At 58.9% G+C, this 20,888-nt stretch carries 12 protein-coding genes; 8 read left to right on the top strand and 4 right to left on the bottom strand.

The genetic code is table 11. From position 1 onward, the window contains the following. Nucleotides 1-94: 94 nt before the first annotated feature. Nucleotides 95-1,672: a glutamine-hydrolyzing GMP synthase gene (guaA, locus tag PMI23_RS17680; RefSeq protein ID WP_007916833.1), complete on the top strand. Its 1,578-nt coding sequence runs from the start codon at nt 95-97 to the stop codon at nt 1,670-1,672. A gap of 75 nt (nt 1,673-1,747) precedes the next feature. Here guaA and PMI23_RS17675 read toward each other — a convergent pair whose 3' ends face one another. From PMI23_RS17675 to treR, 4 genes are all read right to left on the bottom strand, one after another. Beyond that, entirely contained in the window at nt 1,748-4,885 is a 3,138-nt protein-coding gene (locus PMI23_RS17675) for a membrane-targeted effector domain-containing toxin (protein WP_007916831.1), read from the bottom strand. 157 nt (nt 4,886-5,042) lie between these two features. Beyond that, on the bottom strand, nt 5,043-7,160 hold the full coding sequence (locus tag PMI23_RS17670) for a TerD family protein (protein WP_238539541.1): 2,118 nt from the start codon (nt 7,158-7,160) through the stop codon (nt 5,043-5,045). A gap of 203 nt (nt 7,161-7,363) precedes the next feature. Further along, entirely contained in the window at nt 7,364-10,450 is a 3,087-nt protein-coding gene (locus PMI23_RS17665) for a membrane-targeted effector domain-containing toxin (protein ID WP_007916825.1), read from the bottom strand. 101 nt (nt 10,451-10,551) lie between these two features. Then, complete coding sequence (gene treR / locus PMI23_RS17660; RefSeq protein WP_007950042.1) at nt 10,552-11,271, bottom strand: trehalose operon repressor; 720 nt, start codon at nt 11,269-11,271, stop codon at nt 10,552-10,554. Between the two features lie 235 nt (nt 11,272-11,506). Here treR and treP point away from each other — a divergent pair, with 235 nt between their 5' ends. The 7 genes from treP to tadA all read left to right on the top strand — a co-directional run bounded on the left by treP (nt 11,507) and on the right by tadA (nt 20,829). Then, nucleotides 11,507-12,949: a PTS system trehalose-specific EIIBC component gene (treP, locus tag PMI23_RS17655; RefSeq protein ID WP_007916823.1), complete on the top strand. Its 1,443-nt coding sequence runs from the start codon at nt 11,507-11,509 to the stop codon at nt 12,947-12,949. Nucleotides 12,950-12,970: 21 nt separating this feature from the next. Then, a complete protein-coding gene (treC, locus tag PMI23_RS17650; protein WP_007916822.1) occupies nt 12,971-14,620 on the top strand; it encodes an alpha,alpha-phosphotrehalase in 1,650 nt (549 codons plus the stop codon). A gap of 106 nt (nt 14,621-14,726) precedes the next feature. Beyond that, on the top strand, nt 14,727-15,950 hold the full coding sequence (locus PMI23_RS17645) for a maltoporin (protein ID WP_007916821.1): 1,224 nt from the start codon (nt 14,727-14,729) through the stop codon (nt 15,948-15,950). Nucleotides 15,951-16,013: 63 nt separating this feature from the next. Further along, entirely contained in the window at nt 16,014-18,542 is a 2,529-nt protein-coding gene (ptsP, locus tag PMI23_RS17640) for a phosphoenolpyruvate--protein phosphotransferase (protein WP_007916819.1), read from the top strand. Nucleotides 18,543-18,544: 2 nt separating this feature from the next. Then, nucleotides 18,545-18,835 carry a PTS transporter subunit EIIB gene (locus PMI23_RS17635; protein ID WP_007916817.1) on the top strand — a complete coding sequence of 97 codons (291 nt, stop codon included), beginning with the start codon at nt 18,545-18,547 and terminating at the stop codon, nt 18,833-18,835. 117 nt (nt 18,836-18,952) lie between these two features. Then, complete coding sequence (locus PMI23_RS17630) at nt 18,953-20,329, top strand: multicopper oxidase family protein (RefSeq protein WP_007916816.1); 1,377 nt, start codon at nt 18,953-18,955, stop codon at nt 20,327-20,329. Then, nucleotides 20,329-20,829, top strand: a complete 501-nt coding sequence (gene tadA / locus PMI23_RS17625) for a tRNA adenosine(34) deaminase TadA (RefSeq protein WP_007916815.1) — start codon at nt 20,329-20,331, stop codon at nt 20,827-20,829. Before PMI23_RS17630 ends, tadA begins: the two co-directional genes overlap by 1 nt. Nucleotides 20,830-20,888: the final 59 nt, after the last annotated feature.

The raw sequence follows: 20,888 nt of genomic DNA, 5'->3' as shown, positions 1-20,888 counted from the left end.
CAAGCAATAAAGTAAGCAACCGGGGCTGTTTGATTCAGCCCCGAGTTGTTTCTGAATCACGACTGTTTCTGAACGACTTAAACGAGACTGAATCATGGCCCTCGATATTCACGCTCACCGCATCCTGATCCTCGACTTCGGTTCGCAATACACCCAACTGATTGCCCGCCGCGTGCGTGAAATCGGTGTGTACTGCGAACTGCACCCGTTCGACATGGACGAAGATGCGATCCGCGAATTCGCTCCTAAAGGCGTCATCCTCGCCGGCGGCCCCGAGTCCGTGCACGTCGCCGACAGCCCGCGTTGCCCACAGGCCGTGTTTGACCTGGGCGTACCGGTTTTCGGTATCTGCTACGGCATGCAGACCATGGCCGAGCAACTGGGCGGCAAGGTTGAAGGTTCCGAACTGCGTGAGTTCGGTTACGCCCGCGTTGATGTGGTTGGCAAGAGCCGCCTGCTCGACGGCATCGAAGACCACATCGACGCTGACGGCCTGTTCGGCCTCGACGTGTGGATGAGCCACGGTGACAAGGTCACCCGGATGCCGGAAGACTTCCACATCCTCGCCAGCACCCCAAGCTGCCCGATCGCCGGTATGTTCAACGACGACCGTGGCTACTACGGTGTGCAGTTCCACCCGGAAGTGACCCACACCAAACAGGGCGGTCGTATCCTGTCGCGTTTCGTCCTCGACATCTGCGGCTGTGAAGCCCTGTGGACGCCGTCGAAGATCGCTGAAGACGCCATCGCCAACATCCGCGCACAAGTCGGCACCGACAACGTGCTGCTGGGTCTGTCCGGCGGCGTTGACTCCTCGGTTGTTGCTGCGCTGCTGCACAAAGCCATCGGCGACCAACTGACCTGCGTCTTCGTCGACAACGGCCTGCTGCGTCTGCACGAAGGCGAGCAAGTGATGGCCATGTTCGCCGAGAACATGGGCGTCAAAGTGATCCGCGCCAACGCTGAAGAGCAGTTCCTCAACAACCTGGCCGGCGAAGCCGACCCGGAGAAGAAGCGCAAAATCATCGGTCGCACCTTCATCGACGTCTTTGATGCCCAGTCGAACAAACTGGAAAACATCAAGTACCTCGCTCAGGGCACCATCTACCCGGACGTGATCGAGTCGGCTGGCGCGAAAAGCGGCAAGGCCCACGTGATCAAGTCGCACCACAATGTGGGCGGCCTGCCGGAAGAGATGAACCTGAAACTGGTCGAGCCACTGCGCGAACTGTTCAAGGACGAAGTCCGTCGTCTGGGCCTGGAACTGGGCCTGCCGTACGACATGGTCTACCGTCACCCGTTCCCGGGCCCGGGCCTGGGCGTGCGCATCCTCGGTGAAGTGAAGAAGGAATACGCCGACCTGCTGCGTCGTGCCGACCACATCTTCATCGAAGAACTGCGCAAAGCCGACTGGTACCACAAAGTCAGCCAGGCGTTCGTGGTGTTCCAGCCAGTGAAATCGGTTGGCGTTGTTGGCGATGGCCGTCGTTACGCTTGGGTGGTTGCCCTGCGTGCCGTGGAAACCATCGACTTCATGACCGCGCGTTGGGCTCACCTGCCTTACGAACTGCTGGAAACCGTCTCCGGCCGCATCATCAATGAAATCGAAGGCATCTCCCGCGTCACTTACGACGTGTCGAGCAAGCCGCCGGCGACCATTGAGTGGGAGTGATCCCGCTGCAGGTTGATTAACGAAAAACCCTTGGCCTGAAGCCAAGGGTTTTTTCGTTTCATACCCTGAAAACAGTCAGCTGGGTAAGCGACTTTGCAGGGTCAAGCCGATCTCTATCAAGCGCTGGGATAACGCGCCGAGGTCACGGAACATGATGCCGCTGATCCGCGGCATCGTCTGTGCCCAGATGTAAACCTGACCGTCCCTTCTGCGATTCACCATTGTTCGAACAATATTGCTGGCACTGTCGCGACGCACGAGTGTGTATGCATTTTGCGTTTTTTCGAACATGAACATGCCGTTGCGATTCAGCAGTGTGTTCACTGTTGCCTCAGTCCATTGCGGTACAGGTGCTGCGATCTGCAAGCGCAGATCAGCGTATAAGACGTCGGAGGAGTTGCGCGTCGTTGCCCCGTTATCAAACGGACCTCGAGCGACTTCCAGTCCCGGGTCGACTCTGATGTCAGCCACTTCGGTGGACGCCACTTCTTCGATCCGTAAACCGATGCCGCCTCTGAGTTCGCTGATGCCTGGCAGATTTCTGAAGGTATTGGTGTTCGTTGCGTCGACCAGGGCAACCCATTTCCCTGGTTTGTTGAGGAGATCGTCACCCCACATGATTTGATTGGCGAGCCGGGCGTGGATCATCTGCTCTTCGATCGAAGTCAGCGGTACCTTCAACTTGTAACTGTGCGCGACTTCAAGCCCATGGGGCCGGATGCCATTGGCCTGAGCAGCCTTGATCAGTTCAAGGATGTTGAATCGTTCATCAGGGTCGGTACCCAGGCTGGACAAGTAGCCTCGAAGATCCTCTGACATCTCTCCCGAGCGGTAAAAGTCATTGAGATCTTCCTGGGCAAAATCACTCAGCAAACCACGTACGTATAGTGTGCGGATATGCCGTGAAAACGTCGGCATGTTTTCGATCATGAAACGCATACTGGCGATGCGATCAAGTGTTTCGCCGACGACCAGCCCATCGGTATTGGCAAAGATGCGATCAATCAACTCAGCGGCCTGCATCTCGGCATCGATTTGCGGGATGACTGGTCGCGCGGGCAGGTTGGTCCAGTTCAGTTCTGAGTAATACTCTTTGGCCTCGTTTAGCATGGACGTGCGTCTGTCGCGGAAATAGGCTGCATACGTATCGGTAGTTGATGATTTACCCTGGTTTGCACTGGCAAGCTCGACGGAAGTCTCGGGCAAGTTCATTGCCCATCTTTTCATTTTCGCCAGGTCCATTCCGATGATGTCGTTGAGAGGAGTAACCAGGCGCAACGGCCGCGCAACCGGTGAAACCGGTTCGACGAGGGGAAGCTCCGCGGACGGCGTGGCCGGATCCGGGGCCGAGGACGAGGTCAGGTCAGTGTCCAGGAAACACGCCTTGCCCACGCATTGGCCTCCTCCCCTGAGACGCAGCGCGGGTATGCGTTCCCACTTGCCGCTACTACCGAAGCGTACTGGCAACGAGTAAGCGAACTGATTGGGCCGCTCGGGATTGACGATGGCCCAGTTGCCGGCGTCTTCGGAGTCGGCAAAATAGCGCACGTAGTACGCGGCACCCTCCATTTCGATGGCATGGCCCGGCTCCTTGTCCAGGCGGTAAATACCCTCATATTTGCCTGGCGCTGCTTCTACAGAACGCTGTGCCAGTAACTCGTTGCATCGATATTTGGCAGGAATCTTTGGAAAAGACGAACCCTGGCGCGCAGCAGCCGTGGCCAACTGCTGGCTGGATGCGAGGGTCGTCTCGATGGGGATTTCGTTTGCCAGCTCAACGGCCGCCTCTGGATCAACCGCCGTGACTGGCGGTAGATCCCGAGGCGGCAAGAATGGTGGTTCAGGCGAAGTGAGCTCGATCAACCCGCGCATTTCTTCAGCTTCAGCAAACTCCACCTGTGGGCCCACTTCAAGTTGTGGGCCAGTGCTGATCAGAAACGGAATGTTGAACACAATGTCGATCGCGTTGAGCACTGCGCCGGTGACACCGGCTTTGCGTTCGGTTGGCGTAGTGCCGTTGACGGCCTGATCGATGTTCAATCCCATGTTCGCGATGCTCGCGCCAATCAAAGGCAACGCCACAGGCCAGCCCACTGCTGCCATCGGACCGAATACTTTCAGACCGGCACTCAAATAACCGATCCAGAGTTTTTTGCGCAGGGCACTGTTGGAAGTGAGCGCCAGATGCGCCTCGGCAACCATGCTCGTGCGTGTCGACTCGCTCAACCAAGTGAATGCGTCACCGCTGATCGCGACGTTGCTGCGATTGATCATTCGGTGATCGCTGTGGCCCCAGGTGCTCACCAGACGGTTCATCAGGTCGGTGAGGTTTTCGGTCATGTGATTGCGCTCAGCCAGCGGGAAATGCTTGAGAAAGGCCGTGCGCTTGTCCTCTGAATTCATCTGCTCAAGCATCCACCAGTGCAGATCCGTTTCATTGTCCATCAAGAGGAATGACTGGGCTTCGCCTGGCAAGTAAAGGGTCTGCCTGCCACTGTCTTCCACCAGACGCAGCGCATTGGAGGCTACCTGGCCATCGAGATCCAGCGCCCGCACTTCAGCACCGACCGGGTGCAACGCTTGCAGCATTTGCAAGGTAACGGGCCAGGTGACGGGCCCGATAACCGAGGCGACGACGCGCTGAAAATCAGTCCCGTCAAGGTCACCCTGTTGCAGCGCCTGCACCGCCAGGCTGAGAAAGTTGCACTTTGCCAAGGCGCGGAAGTTATCCGACGAGGTTTGCCAGAATGTCGTCAGTTGACCTGTGTAGCGCGCGCTGAAGTCGACGTCCCAGAACGCTTTCAGAACATCGCTGCCAAGCAACCGTACTTCATTGCTCTGATTGAAGTTTTCCGCCTCCGGGCCATCCGAATAGAAGCCGCAGTAAAGGCCAAGCAGGTCTGCGTTGTCTTGATCAGTCGCACGAAAGCGATGGATCACCAACTGCGTGAGGGTGAGCGTTTCGTAAGGCTTTTCGAGCAAATGTTCCCAACCCGTGAAGGTCAGCGCGCTGCTCTGCGCCGTTTTGAAACGGTGGAAGTAAATCCGGTCGGGATCCAGGCCGGACAGGCCTTTGTCCGCCAGGAGTTCGTTGGCGACTTGCCGGGCTGCGTCGAGCAGACTCGGGCAAGTCTGCACGATCGTCGTGGCAATCGCTTTGAGGGCAGTTTTGTCCGCTGCGTTTGGCAGGAGACGTCGTTCGGGGGAGGTCATGCGTTCTTCATCCTTGAGAAACAAAGACCGAGCATGACCGATTCGCTCAAGGGGAGTGCACTAGCCGGCTACCGCATATTGCCCACTATTGATAATTGAGTGGGGGTGATGGAGGAGGACCGTTTGTCCGGCGTCCTCCAGGCACTTGTCGCCGGTATCAAAGATATTGGGATCGAATGAGATCTGTATCGAACGGCGTCAGCCCTTGATCTGGCGCAAACACTGCCTCTGCCTGCTGCGGCGAATCCACTCGTTTTCCCCGCGCTCGAGCATGTAAGTCGAAAAGTGTTTCCAGATCCGGGCGTGGTGTATGCACCAAGGCCCGCAGCATCAACGATACCCCGCTGAGGTTTTTGTCGACGTTGTTCCACCGGGGAGATGAAGTAAGCCCCAGATCGGCCCAAATCATGCGTCGTTCCTGCAAGTCCATCACGAATGGCAGACAAATCACTGTATCGGAGGCGATATCGATGCGATCGACCACGGAGCGCGGTTCGAATACTTCACCCGACGCCGTATCAGTGCGCGCCATCCAGCCAGCGAAGCATTCCGGAAGATCGCAATACGGCTGCTGAGTAAAAGAGTTGATGGACGTGACGACATAGCGGATACCTTTCTCGACCAGAACATCAAGGTCGAGGTCGATGAACTCCGAAGCCCCGTCGGGCGCATCGACGATGTCGCCGCTGTGGTAGCCGCCGTAACCCTTCAGGTTGTAGTACGCGACCGTATCTTTGAATACGAAATTGGCGTCGAAAAATGCGGCGGACAAGTCGATGTCCGTACGGGCACGACCGTTCTTCCACCACAGGAACAGGCGAATGAAACGTGTGTCGGGCATTGGCAGCCGACAGCCCCGAACCAGCGTACGTAGCGATTTCGATGCGGCGCGCTGCGCCAGCGGAACCTTGTATTCGTGTAGTGCTGGATCGATGTAACAGCGGCCTAGCGGCGGCAATGACGCAAAACGTTGTACGAGCGCGTCCTCACAGATGCGGGCTGCACGCGCCAATACTTCAGGTGTGAGAGGTTCGCGTCGATCCTTGATGGCATAGACTTTGGCGAATGAACCTTTCGGTGTGAACGCCCGCAGGAGCAAGGGGCGCGGGGCGCGAACCTGGACCAGTACCTGCAACAGGACAGGCGAGGACACCTGTTCTGCAACCGCCTCGAACGCGTCGAGTACCGAGTCTGCTTCCGTCGCGCGGCGCAGGGTCACGTCTAGTCTTCGTGCGAACTCACCGGGACGGCTTTGTAACAGGAGCGTGAGCGCGGTGATGTCACGCTGGGCCAGCAATCTTTCGACACGTGAATTAAATGTGATGGGCGGTTCGTTACGGCGCGCTGCCGTGATAACGGCTAGAGCTTGTGGGTACTTATCGCCGTAATCGCCGGGATGCAGTACTTCAGCCAGACGTTTCCAGCGCTCAGCATGGCGCATCACGTCTTCTGCTGCGTTGGGTATGTTATCGAGCAGGCGCAATAATAGACGGCGCATCGAGCGCTTCATTGCTTTGAAGCGTGTCGTAGCTGTCGTCAGCGACACGTCTCCGCCACTCAACGCGACCGCCAGTCGTAGCACATCAGTTGCTGTTTCGACGTTTCGCTGCAGGAATGCGTCCACACGTGCATCGCTGGCGACATACCGAATCAGCGCGCCGCCAACCTGTGCACGGATTTCCCGGAACGCAATGGTCTCTGGCAGCAGACGGAACACATCGCTTTTGTACTCTCGGATAAACCAGACGACATCGGCCGTTTCCTCCTCAGAGAGCGAGGTGCGCGATGAAACCAGCGGCTCAAGCAGTGACTCGAATTCAGCGACGCCTCCCGGTTCGATAACGCGGGAAATGAAGTTGCCTTCCAGCATCGGAGGTCGAGCGTGTTCAGTCGCTGGTAATCGCCAAAGCGTGAGGTAGTGGATGACGGCGTTAAGGTACAACTCCGCCTCGGAGGCCGCTAGAACATGCTCTGGAAAGTCTGGATAAAACGGCCGGTGGTGCACGTGAGCACCAGTCTGCCGGCGAAGCACTCTGATAATATCGCGCAGCCAGTACTTGAGTTCTGTGGCTGACAACATGCCGATTTGCTCGATCAGAGGCTCTGACAGTACGCATCGGAACGCCGCGACTTCCTGGACAGCCGACGCGACCTGGGCGCGCGTAGCACCGCCAGAACCCATCGGGACGTGAACTTTGCTGCGGCGACGCAGGAACAGCTCCTGATTCATACTTGAATTTCTCCTTTGATCGCCGTCATGGACGAGCTGCAGCATCGTGTCTACAGCAGATGTAAAAACGCCTGCAAGAAGCAGGCGCAGTGTGGAGAGCGAAACCCCTAGGTCATAGGAGGTTTAGAAGGAAGGTGTTCCATAGCCACGCCGGCATTCTACGTAAGGTTGTCTTTGTTTGGCAGGTGGTTGCCTGTTTCAACGGTAACAAGCTGCTTCGGCAGAAGATTGGTTAATACCGATCAGCCTCAAACAGGGATCCGGCTACGCAATATCAGCCCGGTATCGGACAAACGTTGAGACATTTCCTTCAGGTTAGCGAACTCAATGTCATTCACCCGCTGCCACGCAGGTCGGTGGAGGGAGACCTTGCCGTCACTCAATCGAGATATCGGAGTGCGCTGGAGCATGCCCTGTTTGCTGCGGTGGATCAGGGTGTAGCTGTCGCCCGCTTTTTCGAGCAGATACATGCCGCGCCGGTACAAAAGATTCTCCAGCGTCTCCTCGCTCCAGACCAGCTCGGGTGCCAGAACTTTCAAGCGCAAGTCGGCGCGAAGCAGATCCGGATTTCCTTGCCTGACAGTGCCACCGGGCGAGCTGCCGCGTGGCACTTCAATACCCGGATCGACATCCACACCCAGCTCTTCACCAATGCCGACTTCATCGATTCGCAGACCGATTGCTCCTTTCAATTCACTGATGCCCAGCAGTCCTCTGAAGGTATTGGTGTTGTGAGCATCCGTCACTACGATCCATTTTCCCGGGCTGTTGAGGTAGACGTCGCCGGTCATGATGTCGTTTGTCAGATAGGTGCTCATCATCTGCTCGTCGACGGAGGGCAGCGGGGTTTTCATTTTGTAGCTGGCGGCGCAGTCGATCGCCTGGACCCGAACGCCGTTCGCTCGCGCGACCTGGACCAGTTCCAGTGGGTTGAATCGACTGGCGGGATCGGTGCCCAGGCTGCTCAGGTAAGTGCGCAAATCAACGGTCATGTTGCCGCTGGTGAAGTAGCGGTTCAGCTCAACCTGAGCGAAGTCACTGAGCAGCCCGCGCATGTAGAGGGTTTTCGCGTGGCGGGCCAGTGCCGGCATGCTTTCAATCAGAAAACGCAGGCTGGCGATGCGATCAAGGGTTTCTCCCACCACTAGCCCTGAAGCACTTTCAAAAATGCCATCGACAAGATCGGCCAGCGGCATCAGACGGCTGATTTCGGGGATTGCCGGACGCGTAGGCTGGATGATCCACGGCAGATTCTTGAAAAAGCCTCGGGCCGAACTTTGCAGCAGCTTGCGTTTGCCGGCGGCATACAATTCGAACGGGTCATCCATGCCAAAACCGCCTTCTCCGTCGGGCTGCAACTGGGCATGGGTTTCGTTGAGGTTCAACGCCCAGCTTTTAATGGAACGGCGCACCGGCGGATCGATGTCGTAGGCGCTGGTTACAGGACGCGGGGGGCGCGATGTCGAGGGTTGCAGTTCTTCCGCCGGTGGAGCGGCCGCCTCGGGTGATACAGGTTCGAAGGTGTCGAGTTCGAGATCCGGGGTGCATTGTTTGCCCATGCACTGGCCGCCACCTTTGAGGCCCAGGGCTGGCATCCGCTCCCACTGCCCTTCGCCATTGAGGCGGATCGGCAAGGCGTGAACAAGCTGGTTGGGACGCTCCGGGTCAACGATTGCCCAATCGCCACCGCCGCGAGAGTTGGCGAAGTAGCGGACATAGTACGGAGTGTCATTCATCAGAACGGCATAGGGAGGATCAGAGTCGAGACGGTACACGCCGTGGAATTTCCCGTATCCCTCGCCGAGTGCCGCGCCATCGAGCAGTTCGTTGCATTGATAGCGTTCGGGCACCGGGGGCGGTGGAGCGTTCTGCGCCGGAATCAGCGTCGTTTCATCGATATTTGGCACGGTGATGTCGAGATCGTCCGGCACCATGATCTGCAATGGGGGGGCGGCTTCGGCGGAGGGATTCAAGGCTTCGCTGTACTCGGCCATTTCTGCGGCCTCTGCCGCTTCTACCTCGGCGCCCACCTCCAGCATCGGCCCGGTGCCGATCAGCAATGGAAGATTGAATAACAGATTGATGCCACTCAATACCGCACCCAATACGCCCGCCTTGCGTTCGGCGTTGCTCTTGCCGTTCTGCGCCTGATCGATATTCAGGCCCATGCTGGCGATGGTCGCGCCTATGACCGGCAACGCCAGCGGCCATCCGACAGTGGCCATCGGTCCAAACACCTTGAGGCCTGCACTCAAGTAGCCGATCCACAGTTTTTTGCGCAGATCACCATTGGACGTCAGCGACAGGTGAGCTTCAGCAAACATCGCCTGACGTGTGGTGTCGCGCAGCCAGCTGAATGCATCATCGCTCAGCACCTGGTTTGTGCGGTTGATCAGGTGATGGTCGGCCCGGCCCCAGGTGGCCACCAGGCGATTCATCAGATCGGTAATGTTCTCGCTCATGTGCTGACGATCGGCGAGGGCAAAATGATTCAGGAAGGTCGCGCGGCGTTTTGCGTCGTTCAGCTGATCCAGAACCCACCAATGCAGGTCCGCCGGCGTTTCCTTGACCACGAAGGCTTCGGCTTCACTGGGCAGATAGATAATCTGCCGGCCGGCGGGGTCGACGATGCGCAGCAGCTGCGTGGCGACGTGCCCGTCAATGTCGAAGGCGCATACCTCCCCCGTTGCCGTGTGGCTCGTGTGCAGCATGCTCAGGGTGACCGGCCAGCTTACAGGCCCCACCACCGAGTCCATCAGCCATTGAAAGTCACTGCCGGTGAGCTGCCCAAGATCCAGGGCCTGCACCGCACGGCTAAGGAAATTGCACTTGGCCAATGTGCGGAAGTCGTCAGCGTGGCTGTTCCAGAAGTCCGTCAGAGTGGCGGTGTAGTGACCACTGAAATCGAGGCTCCAGAATGCGTTCAAGACCTCGTTGCCGTGCAGGCGCACCTGATTTTTCTCGTCGAAATTCTCGCCCTGCGGACCTTCGGTGTAGAAGCCGCCGTACAGATCGAGAAGATCAGCGTTGTCCTGGTCGGTGGTGCGAAAACGATGAATCACCAACTGTGTCAGGGTCATCGATTCGTAGGGTTTTTCGCGGATGTGCTCCCAGCCGGTAAACGAGCGGGTGCTGCTTTGGGCGGTCTTGAAACGATGGAAATAAACCTGATCTGGATCAAGGCTCGACAAGCCTTTGGCTTCCAGCAGATCACGGGCCGCTTGATGGGCGGCGTCCTGCAGACCGGGGCAGTTCTGCACGACGGTATAGGCGATTCGCTTCAGCGCCGCTTTGTCTGCCGCGTTTGGCAGAGGACGTGGTTGGGTGGCGTACATGCTTTCTCCATCCTTGAGAAATGAGAGCCGAGCATGGCCGATTCGCTCAAGGGGAGTGCACTACATATGTACCGCACACGATCGTTGGAAATGTGTCGGGGTCAGCGCCGAGCCACGTCGGAAAAGTAGAACTTGTCGAGGGTGTGCCGCGATTCGGTGTACTCGAACTGCCGACCGTCCTGAAGAAAGGTCTGGTTGCTGACCACGATCACATGGCTCTGGCCGTCGAGGTCCAGGTGCAGTTGATCGTCCTTGCTGCGCGGCACGGCTTCGATGGTGCGTTGGGCGTAGGCAATCTGTAACTGCAATGTCTGTTCGATATGCGCATAGATCGACTGTTCGGCAATGTCGAGGGACAGGCCGGGAATCACTTCGCTGACAAAGTGGTTGATGTCGAGGATGACCCGTTTGCCGTCAATGCGCCGCACACGCTTGATACGGGTGATGAGGCTGCCGGGTTCGGCGTGGATGTGCTCGAGCAGGGCGCCTTCGAGCGGGATCTGGCTCAGCTCGACCACTTCGGTGCTGACGTCGTTGCCCAGGCGCGGGTAGGTCTCTTGAAAGCTGACGATGCCGCCGAGTTGAAACTCGATCGGGTTGGTCGAAAGCACGAAGGTGCCTTTGCCGTGGATTTTCTGCGCAAAGCCACGCTCTTGAAAGCCACGCTCTTGAAGTAATTCGATGGCCTTGCGCACCGTGCCACGGCTGGCCTGATAGCTGTCCATCAGTTCGGTTTCGGAAGGCAGGCGGGCGCCGCGCTCCAGGCGTTCAGTCGTGATGTTGGCCAGCAGATCGCTATAGATCTGGTTGTATTTGCTCATGGGTAGGCTCGGTGCCGACTGTGCTCAAAGCTTCGAACCTTAAGGCCAGGGTAGGGCTTTGTCCATGTGGACGATGGAAATCACCTTAGGGCTGAGTAGGAAAATTCGTCTTCGGTCTGGCAGGAGCATACATAAACAAACTCGTCTGTACGAGTTGTTGCATTAACTCGTACAGACGAGTATTTTTCGCTTCGGCGTGCTGCCAATAACAACAATCCATAGCGGAAGAACTAGCATGAGCCACGACTACCCGAATATCGCCAGGCAATTGCTGCAAAGCCTCGGCGGCAGCGACAACCTCGAACAGGCCGCCCATTGCGTCACGCGGTTGCGACTGGCCCTGAAGGACCCGAGCCTGGTCGACACTGCCACGCTCAATCAGATCGATCTGGTCAAGGGCTCGTTCTTCACCGGTGGTTTGTATCAGGTGGTGATCGGTCCGGGCGAAGTGGAAAAGGTCTATGCCGAACTGCGTCGCCAGACCGGTCTCGCGGCGTCGACCATCGCTGACGTCAAACAGAAAAGCGCCGAAAAGATCAACGCCATGCAGCGTCTGGTACGGGTGTTTTCCGATGTATTCATGCCGATCCTGCCAGCACTGATCATTGCCGGCCTGTTGATGGGCATCAACAATCTGCTCGGTGCCAAAGGCATGTTCATTGACGGGCAGACCCTGCTTGATGCCTACCCGAAACTCGACGGGTTGTGGAGCCTGATCAATCTGATGGCCAACACCTCGTTCGTGTTTTTGCCGGCGCTGGTGGGCTGGTCGGCGGCCAAACGTTTTGGCGGCAGCGAGATCCTCGGCATCGTGCTCGGCCTGATGCTGGTGCATCCGGATCTGCTCAACGCCTGGAACTATGGCAAGGCCGTGGCCGGGCTCGACGGGCAGCAGTTGCCGTACTTCGACATTCTCGGGCTGTTTCAGGTGGAAAAGGTCGGTTATCAGGGGCAGATCCTGCCGATTCTGCTGGCCGCCTACGTGATGAGCGTCATCGAAAAATGGCTGCGGGCGCGCGTGCCCAACGCCATTCAATTGCTCGTGGTGCCGATCACCACCATCGTCGTCACCGGCGTGCTGGCGCTGGCAGTGATCGGCCCGGTGACCCGCCACATCGGCATCTTCATCACCGAAGGGCTGGTCATGCTGTTTGATCTGGCCCCGATGGTCGGAGGCGCGATTTTCGGTCTGCTGTATGCGCCGCTGGTGATCACCGGCATGCACCACATGTTTCTCGCGGTCGATCTGCAATTGATCTCGACCCAGGGCGGCACCTTTATCTGGCCGATGATCGTCATGTCCAATCTCGCCCAAGGCAGCGCCGCCCTGGCGGTGTTCTGGATGACCCGTAATGCGCGGGACAAGAGCATGGCGTCGACCTCGGCGATTTCCGCCTACTTCGGGATCACCGAGCCAGCGATGTTCGGCGTCAACCTGCGCTACAAGTTTCCGTTCTACGCCGCGCTCACCGGCTCGGCGCTGGGCTGTGTGTTCCTGTCGCTGAACAAGGTTCAGGCCTCGGCCATCGGCGTCGGTGGTCTGCCGGGTTTCATCTCGATCATTCCGCAGTACATCCCGATGTTTGTGCTCGGGATGCTGATTGCCATGCTCGTGCCGTTTGTTCTGACCTGTGCACTGAGCATGAAGATTGTCCGCCCCGGTTATCGGGTTGCCTGACATTATTGAAGGAGTTGCGCCATGCAAGACTGGCAACGTTCGGTGATCTACCAGATCTATCCGAAGAGCTTTCATAGCCACGCCGGCAACCCGACAGGTGATCTGCTCGGTATCGTCGCCAAGCTCGATTACCTGCAGTGGCTGGGTGTCGACTGCTTGTGGATCACGCCATTCCTGCGTTCGCCGCAACGCGACAACGGCTATGACATCAGCGATTACTACGCCATCGATCCGAGCTACGGCAGCATGGCCGACTGCGAATTGCTGATCGCCGAAGCGGGCAAGCGCGGAATCAAGCTGATGCTCGACATCGTGGTCAATCACACCTCGATCGAACACGTATGGTTCCAGCAGGCGCGCAGCAGCCTCGACAACCCTTACCGTGATTTCTACATCTGGCGCGATCAGCCGAACAATTGGGAATCCAAATTCGGCGGTTCGGCCTGGGAGTACGAAGCCCAGACCGGTCAGTATTACTTGCACCTGTTCGACCACACCCAGGCCGACCTCAATTGGGACAACCCCAAGGTGCGCGCTGAAGTGTTCCGGATGATGCAGTTCTGGCGGGACAAGGGCGTGGGTGGTTTTCGTCTGGACGTGATCAATCTGATCTCCAAGCCGGAAGACTTTCCCGAGGACAGCAGCGATGGTCGACGCTTCTATACCGACGGGCCGAATGTCCATGAGTACTTGCAGCAGATGCACCGCGAAGTCTTCGAAGGGCACGACCTGATCAATGTCGGCGAGATGTCATCGACCAGTCTCGAACACTGCATTCGTTATTCGAATCCGCAATCCAAAGAGCTGTCGATGACCTTCAACTTTCATCACCTGAAAGTCGATTATCCGAACCTGCAAAAGTGGGTGCGCGCCGATTTCGATTTCCTCCAGCTCAAGGGGATTCTGTCCGACTGGCAGACCGGCATGCAGGCCGGTGGCGGCTGGAACGCGCTGTTCTGGTGTAACCACGATCAACCGCGAGTGGTCTCGCGTTTCGGCAATGACGGCGAGTATCGCGAACGCTCGGCGAAGATGCTCGGCACCGCGCTGCATTTTCTCCAGGGCACGCCGTTCGTGTATCAGGGCGAAGAGTTGGGCATGACCAATCCGGGGTTCGAATCGATCGAGCATTATCGCGATGTCGAGACGCTGAACATCTTTCGCCTCAAGCGCGAAGCCGGCAGCAGTGATGCCGACAACATGGCGGCAATCAAGCAGAAATCCCGTGATAACGGCCGTACGCCGATGCACTGGGACGCCGGGCCGAACGCCGGTTTCAGCAGTGTCGAGCCATGGATCGGAGTGCCGGCCAATGCCGCGCAGATCAACGTCGCCAGACAGCTCGATGACCCCGATTCGGTACTCCATCACTACCGCAATCTGATCGCACTGCGTCGCCGCGAATCGTTGATGACCGAGGGGGTGTACCGACAATTACTGCCCGAACATCCACAAGTCTGGGCCTATGTACGTGAAGGCAGCGCCGAGCGTTTGTTGGTGGTGAACAACTTCTACGGGACAACCTGTGAAGTGGAATTGCCGGCGACGGTCATCAGCGAGTCAATGAGCCAGCGCCCGTTGATCAGCAACTATCCGGACGGGCCGTTGCGCAAACGCCAGGTGACGTTACGGCCTTACGAGTCCTTCGTTCTGCACCTGATCGATCCCTGATCCTTAACTAAAAAAACAGCTTTCAAAAAAACACGCAGAGCATTGCGCGGGGGATTTCTGCGCGCCGAATTCATGCAACCAGACAATAAAAACAATGGGGTGGCTTATGAAAACAACAATAAATCGCAGCCTTGCAGTCGCAGGTTTTTGCCTGGCCTTACCGCCGACTTCACAAGCGCTGGAGTTTGGCGGCTATTTGCGCAGCGGCGTCGGCACGTCGGTCAACAGCAGCGGTCAGTCGTGCTTCCAGTTACCGGGGGCGCAGACCAAATATCGTCTGGGTAACGAATGCGAGCAATACGGTGAGTTGGAGTTGCGTCAGGATCTGTACACCCTCGACGACGGTTCGGTCCTGAGTGTCGATGGCATGGCTTCGCTGTATAACCGTTACGACCGCAGTCCCACATTCAAAGATGACAACGGCTCGATACGCTTGCCGCAGGCCTACGCACAGTGGTCGGCGATGCCCGCGCTCAATGGCGGTTCTCTGTGGGCCGGGCGCCGTTACTACAAGCGCAATGACATCCATATTTCCGACTTCTACTACTGGAACCAGAGCGCCACCGGGGGCGGGATCGAGGACGTATTGATCGGCGACCTGAAGTACAGCTACGCCTTTTCGCGCAAGGACAACCTGTACCAAAAGGACTACATCAATCGGCACGACTTCAACGTCGCCGGGTTCAAGACCAACCCTGGCGGTGAGCTGGAGTTCGGCTTGAGTTATATCGACAAACCCGACAGCCGCGATGCCCACCGGGGCTGGGCGATCACCACGCAACATGTGCAGACGGATTTCCTCGGCGGCAAGAACAAACTCGCGCTGCAATACGGTGAGGGGCCGGGCACCGGGCTGGGTTATACCGGCAACGTCAAACTGGACGACAGCAACAAGAGTTACCGGATCGTCGAATTTTTCGACTGGCAAGTGACGCCGCGTTTCGGTGGCCAGATTGCGGCGGTGTACCAGAAAGACATTCGTCCGGACGGTGTCGACCAGAACTGGATCTCTCTGGGTGTGCGTCCCGCCTACGCGCTCAGCGAACACTTCAAACTGGTCACCGAACTGGGCCACGATCAAGTTGAAGCCCCGGGTGGCACGCGCAAACTGAGCAAGTTCACGTTTGCCCCGACCTGGTCGCCCAAAGGCCCGGAGTTCTGGGCGCGACCCGAGGTGCGTCTGTATTACACGTACGCCACTTGGAACGAGGCGGCGAAACGTGCGGCCAACCAACTGGCCAAAGGCTCGGCACTCTCCGATACCGGCGCCTTCGGCAGTGCTCGTCACGGTGCGAATGTCGGATTGCAGGTCGAATACTGGTGGAAATAAGCGATGCTGATGGAGCGTCGCGCTCCATGGGCACTTCAAAGCATAAAAACTGCAGGTGACGTCATGGCCACACCCCAACCTTTGCAACTGCTGGCTCCCTTGTCCGGTGTCCTGATGGCGCTTGAGCAAGTGCCCGATCCAGTGTTTTCCGGGCGCGTGATCGGCGACGGTCTGTGCATCGATCCGACCTCATCGACCTTGTGCGCGCCTTTGGCCGGGGTCATCAGCAACGTGCAGGTCAGCGGGCATGCGGTGAGCATCACCGATGAGCATGGCGTACAGGTGTTGATGCATATCGGCCTGGATACGGTGAACCTCGGCGGGCAAGGCTTCACCCGTCTGGTCGAAGAGGGGCAACGGGTTGCCGCCGGGCAGGCGCTGATCGAGTTCGACGCCGACTACATTGCCCGACATGCGCGCAGCCTGATGACGTTGATGTTGGTGGTCAGCGGTGAGCCGTTTACCTGGCTGGTCGCGTCGAGCGGGCGGGTCGAAACAGGTCAGCCGTTGCTTGAGCTTGTCAGCGCACAGGCGATCAGTGAAGAGACAGTCGCGGCAGACAGTCCGACGGTGTTTTCACAGCCGTTGAAACTGCCCAATCCCAACGGTCTGCATGCGCGCCCGGCAGCGGTGTTCGCGCAAGCGGCAAAGGCTTTCGCGGCAAAGATTTACCTGCATAAACAGCAGGCTCAGGCCAACGCCAAGTCTCTGGTGGCGATCATGGCGTTGCAGACCGCGTTCGGCGACAGCGTGCAGCTCAGTGCGGTGGGCGAAGACGCTGACGCGGCAATCGATGCGCTGACCCGGTTGTTGGCCGAAGGCTGCGGTGAAACGGTGACGGCGGCGGCGCCTGTCGAGGTGGTGGAAACCGAGGTTCTGACTCTTCTGCGTGGCGTCTGTGCGTCACCCGGTTCGGCGTTGGGCCAAGTGGTGCAGATCAGCGAACCGGTGTTTGACGTCAGCGAGTTTGGCGGCGGAGCAGACCTGGAGCGTGTGGCTCTCGCCAATGCCCTGATCGAAGCGGATCTGGCCTTGCAGCATTTGCGCGACACCGCGACGGGTGAGGCTGAAGCCGAGATCTTCAAGGCGCATCAGGAACTGCTCGAAGACCCGGGCCTGCTCGATCAGGCCCAGGCATTGATCAGTGAGGGCAAAAGTGCGGCGTTCGCCTGGCGCGCGGCCACTGAAGAAACTGCGGCGATGTTTCGCCAACTGGGCAGTGCGTTGCTGGCCGAACGGGCGGCGGACCTGACCGATGTCGGACGTCGCGTCCTCAAGTTGCTACTGGGTATTGGCGAGCAGGCGCTGGAGTTGCCGCAAGGATGCATTCTGATCGCCGATCAACTGACGCCGTCGCAGACCGCCGGCATCGATACCAGCAAGGTGCTGGGCTTCGCTACGGTCGGGGGCGGCGCGACCAGTCACGTGGCAATTCTCGCCCGTGCCTGTGGTCTGCCATCGATCTGCGGGGTGCCGGTGCAGATGCTCGCGCTGAGTAACGGCACTCCAATATTGCTCGATGCCGATAAGGGTGAATTACATATACATCCCGACCCTGGGGTCGTCGGGCAGTGGCAGGCTCGATACGCACAACAGCGTCAACGCCATGAGCATGAACTGGCCAGCGCAACGCTTGCGGCACGGACCCGTGACGGCCATCACGTCGAGGTGTCGGCCAACGTCGCCTCGTTATTGGAAACCGAGCAGGCCATGGCCCTCGGCGGTGCGGGCGTCGGCCTGCTGCGTTCGGAGTTTCTCTATCTGGGCCGCAACCACGCGCCGAGCCATGACGAACAGGTCGCCACTTACAGCGCTATCGCTCGCTGTGTCGGGCCTGCGCACAATCTGGTGGTGCGCACCCTCGATGTCGGCGGCGACAAACCGCTGGCCTATGTGCCGATGGACAGCGAAACCAACCCGTTCCTGGGCGTGCGCGGCATTCGTTTGTGTCTGCAGCGTCCGCAGCTACTGCGGGAGCAGTTCCGGGCCATGCTCGGCTGCTGCGATCTGACGCGTTTGCACATCATGTTGCCGATGGTCACGCAACTGTCGGAGCTGCGTCTGGCGCGGCAGATGCTCGACGAGGAAATCCTCGCGCTAGGCCTGACGCAACGGCCGAAACTGGGGATCATGATCGAAGTGCCGGCGGCGGCGTTGATGGCGGATCTGTTTGCACCGCTGGTGGATTTCTTCTCGATTGGCACCAATGACCTGACGCAGTACACCCTGGCGATGGATCGCGATCACCCGCGTCTGGCCAGTCAGGCGGACAGTTTTCATCCCTCGGTATTGCGCCTGATCGCCACGACCGTGAAGGCGGCACACGCCCATGGCAAATGGGTCGGCGTGTGCGGGGCGATGGCTTCGGAACGTCTGGCGGTGCCGCTGTTGCTGGGGTTGGGTGTGGATGAACTGTCGGTGAGTGTGCCGATGATTGCACCGGTCAAGGCAACGGTGCGCGAGCTGGAACTGGCGGATTGTCAGGTCATCGCGCAGCAGGTGCTCGGTCTGGAAAGTGCCGGGCAGGTGCGGGAGGCGTTGCAGCTGTTTCATGAGGCAACCGTCGATACTTTACGGGTTCTGGAGAACTGAACATGTTCGATCAATTGCAGAAGGCATTCTGGAAAGCCCTGACCCCGGATCTGGTGGTGGATACACCCGCAGCGGCGGCCGAACCGAGTGACGGATTGAGCAGCGACATTGTCGCGGCGCTGGGGGGTGTGGATAACCTCCAGTCCCAGCAACCGCTGGCGTTGACGCGGGTACGGGTGGTGTTGCGTGATGTGTCGCACATGGACCCGAACGCGTTGAGCGCCGCCGGTGTCGCGGGCGTGATGCCTTTGGCGGACGGCGTGGTGCACCTGATTACCGGGCTGCGATCTTAAGCCGGCAGGTGATGTGCGGCCTCAGGTCGCCCTTACTGTTTCTCAACCGCAGGTGTATCGTATTCGCCTTTTGCAGGCTTTCAGGGCCTGCTGCTGATACGTGAGGTAGTTGAGTTCATGTCCTTTACCCGTCGCCAAATCCTCGGTGGCCTGGCCGGTCTTGTTGTCGTTGGTGTCGGGGCGGGGGGCGCGTCGCGTTATTGGCTCGGCAAAATGGCCGACGCCGAGGCGGGCCATGACTATGAACTGATCGCCGCACCGCTGGACGTCGAATTGGTGCCGGGGCACAAGACCGAGGCCTGGGCATTCGGCCCGTCGGCGCCTGGCACCGAGTTGCGTGTGCGCCAGGGTGAATGGCTGCGGGTACGTTTCATCAACCACTTGCCGGTGGCGACGACCATTCACTGGCACGGCATTCGTCTGCCGCTGGAAATGGACGGCGTGCCGTACGTGTCGCAGCTGCCGGTGTTGCCGGGCGAGTACTTCGACTATAAGTTCCGCGTGCCGGATGCCGGCAGTTACTGGTATCACCCGCACGTCAGCAGCAGCGAAGAGCTCGGGCGCGGGCTGGTCGGGCCTTTGATCATCGAAGAGCGCGAGCCGACCGGTTTCAAGTACGAAAAGACCTTGAGCCTGAAGAACTGGCACATCGATGACGAAGGCAATTTCGTCGAATTCAGTATTCCCCGTGAAGCGGCGCGTGGCGGTACGGCGGGGCGCTTGTCGACCATCAACGGTGTGCCGACCCCGGTGATCGAACTGCCGGCCGGGCAGATCACCCGGGTGCGTTTGCTCAACCTCGACAACACGCTGACTTATCGCATCAACATTCCCGGCGTCGAAGCGCAGATCTATGCGCTGGACGGCAACCCGGTCGAACCGCGCCCGTTGGGCAAGGAATACTGGCTCGGCCCTGGGATGCGTATTTGTCTGGCGATCAAGGCGCCGGCGGCGGGCGAAGAATTGTCGCTGCGCAACGGTCCGGTACGTCTGGGCACCCTGCGTTCGGTGGCCAATACCGACGCGCCGAGCGACTGGCCAAAAGCGCTGCCGGCCAACCCGGTGGCAGAGCCGGACCTGGCCAATGCCGAGAAACTCAACTTCAATTTCGAATGGGTCGGCTCAGTGTCGGTCAACGTCGACAATGGCCGGCCGCCGAGCCTGTGGCAGATCAACGGCAAGGCCTGGGACATCACCGACAAGACCTGCGCTGACCGACCGATTGCCAGCCTGAAACTGGGGCAGAGTTACATCTTCGAATTGAAGAACATGACCCAGTATCAGCACCCGATCCACCTGCACGGCATGAGTTTCAAGGTGATCGCGTCGAACCGGCACAAGATTATTCCGTACTTCACCGACACCTATCTGCTGGGCAAGAACGAGCGCGCGCAAGTGGCGCTGGTGGCCGATAATCCGGGGGTGTGGATGTTCCATTGCCACGTGATCGACCACATGGAAACCGGCCTGATGGCCGCCATCGAGGTGAAGTGATGCGCCAGATTCGCCCCGCGGCCATCATCGACCGCAGCCGTGACCAAGACTTCATGCGTGAAGCGCTGACCCTTGCTGCACAAGGCGCAGCCCTCGGCGAAGTGCCGGTGGGTGCAGTGTTGGTGCAGGACGGCGAGATTATCGGGCGCGGCTTCAATTGCCCGATCAGCACCAGCGACCCGAGTGCCCATGCAGAAATGGTCGCGATCCGTGCGGCGGCGCAGGCGGTGGATAACTATCGCCTGCCGGGCAGCACGCTGTATGTGACGCTGGAGCCGTGCAGTATGTGCGCAGGCTTGATCGTGCATTCGCGGGTGGCGCGGGTGGTGTATGGCGCGCTGGAGCCGAAGGCGGGCATTGTGCAGAGTCAGGGGCAGTTTTTTACCCAGGGTTTTCTCAACCATCGAGTGCTATATGAAGGCGGGGTTTTGGCCGAAGAGTGTGGCGCCGTGCTGACCGAATTCTTCCGTGCTCGCCGAGCAAAAAGCCCCTCACCCTAACCCTCTCCCAGAGGGAGAGGGGACTGACCGAGCTGGATGGGCGAGGTCCGTCGACCTGA

This window comes from Pseudomonas sp. GM24, from assembly GCF_000282235.1.
Classification (GTDB): Bacteria; Pseudomonadota; Gammaproteobacteria; order Pseudomonadales; family Pseudomonadaceae; genus Aquipseudomonas.
The sequence above is the reverse complement of the archived record's forward strand: the minus strand, read 5'-3'. Positions and strand labels throughout refer to the sequence as shown.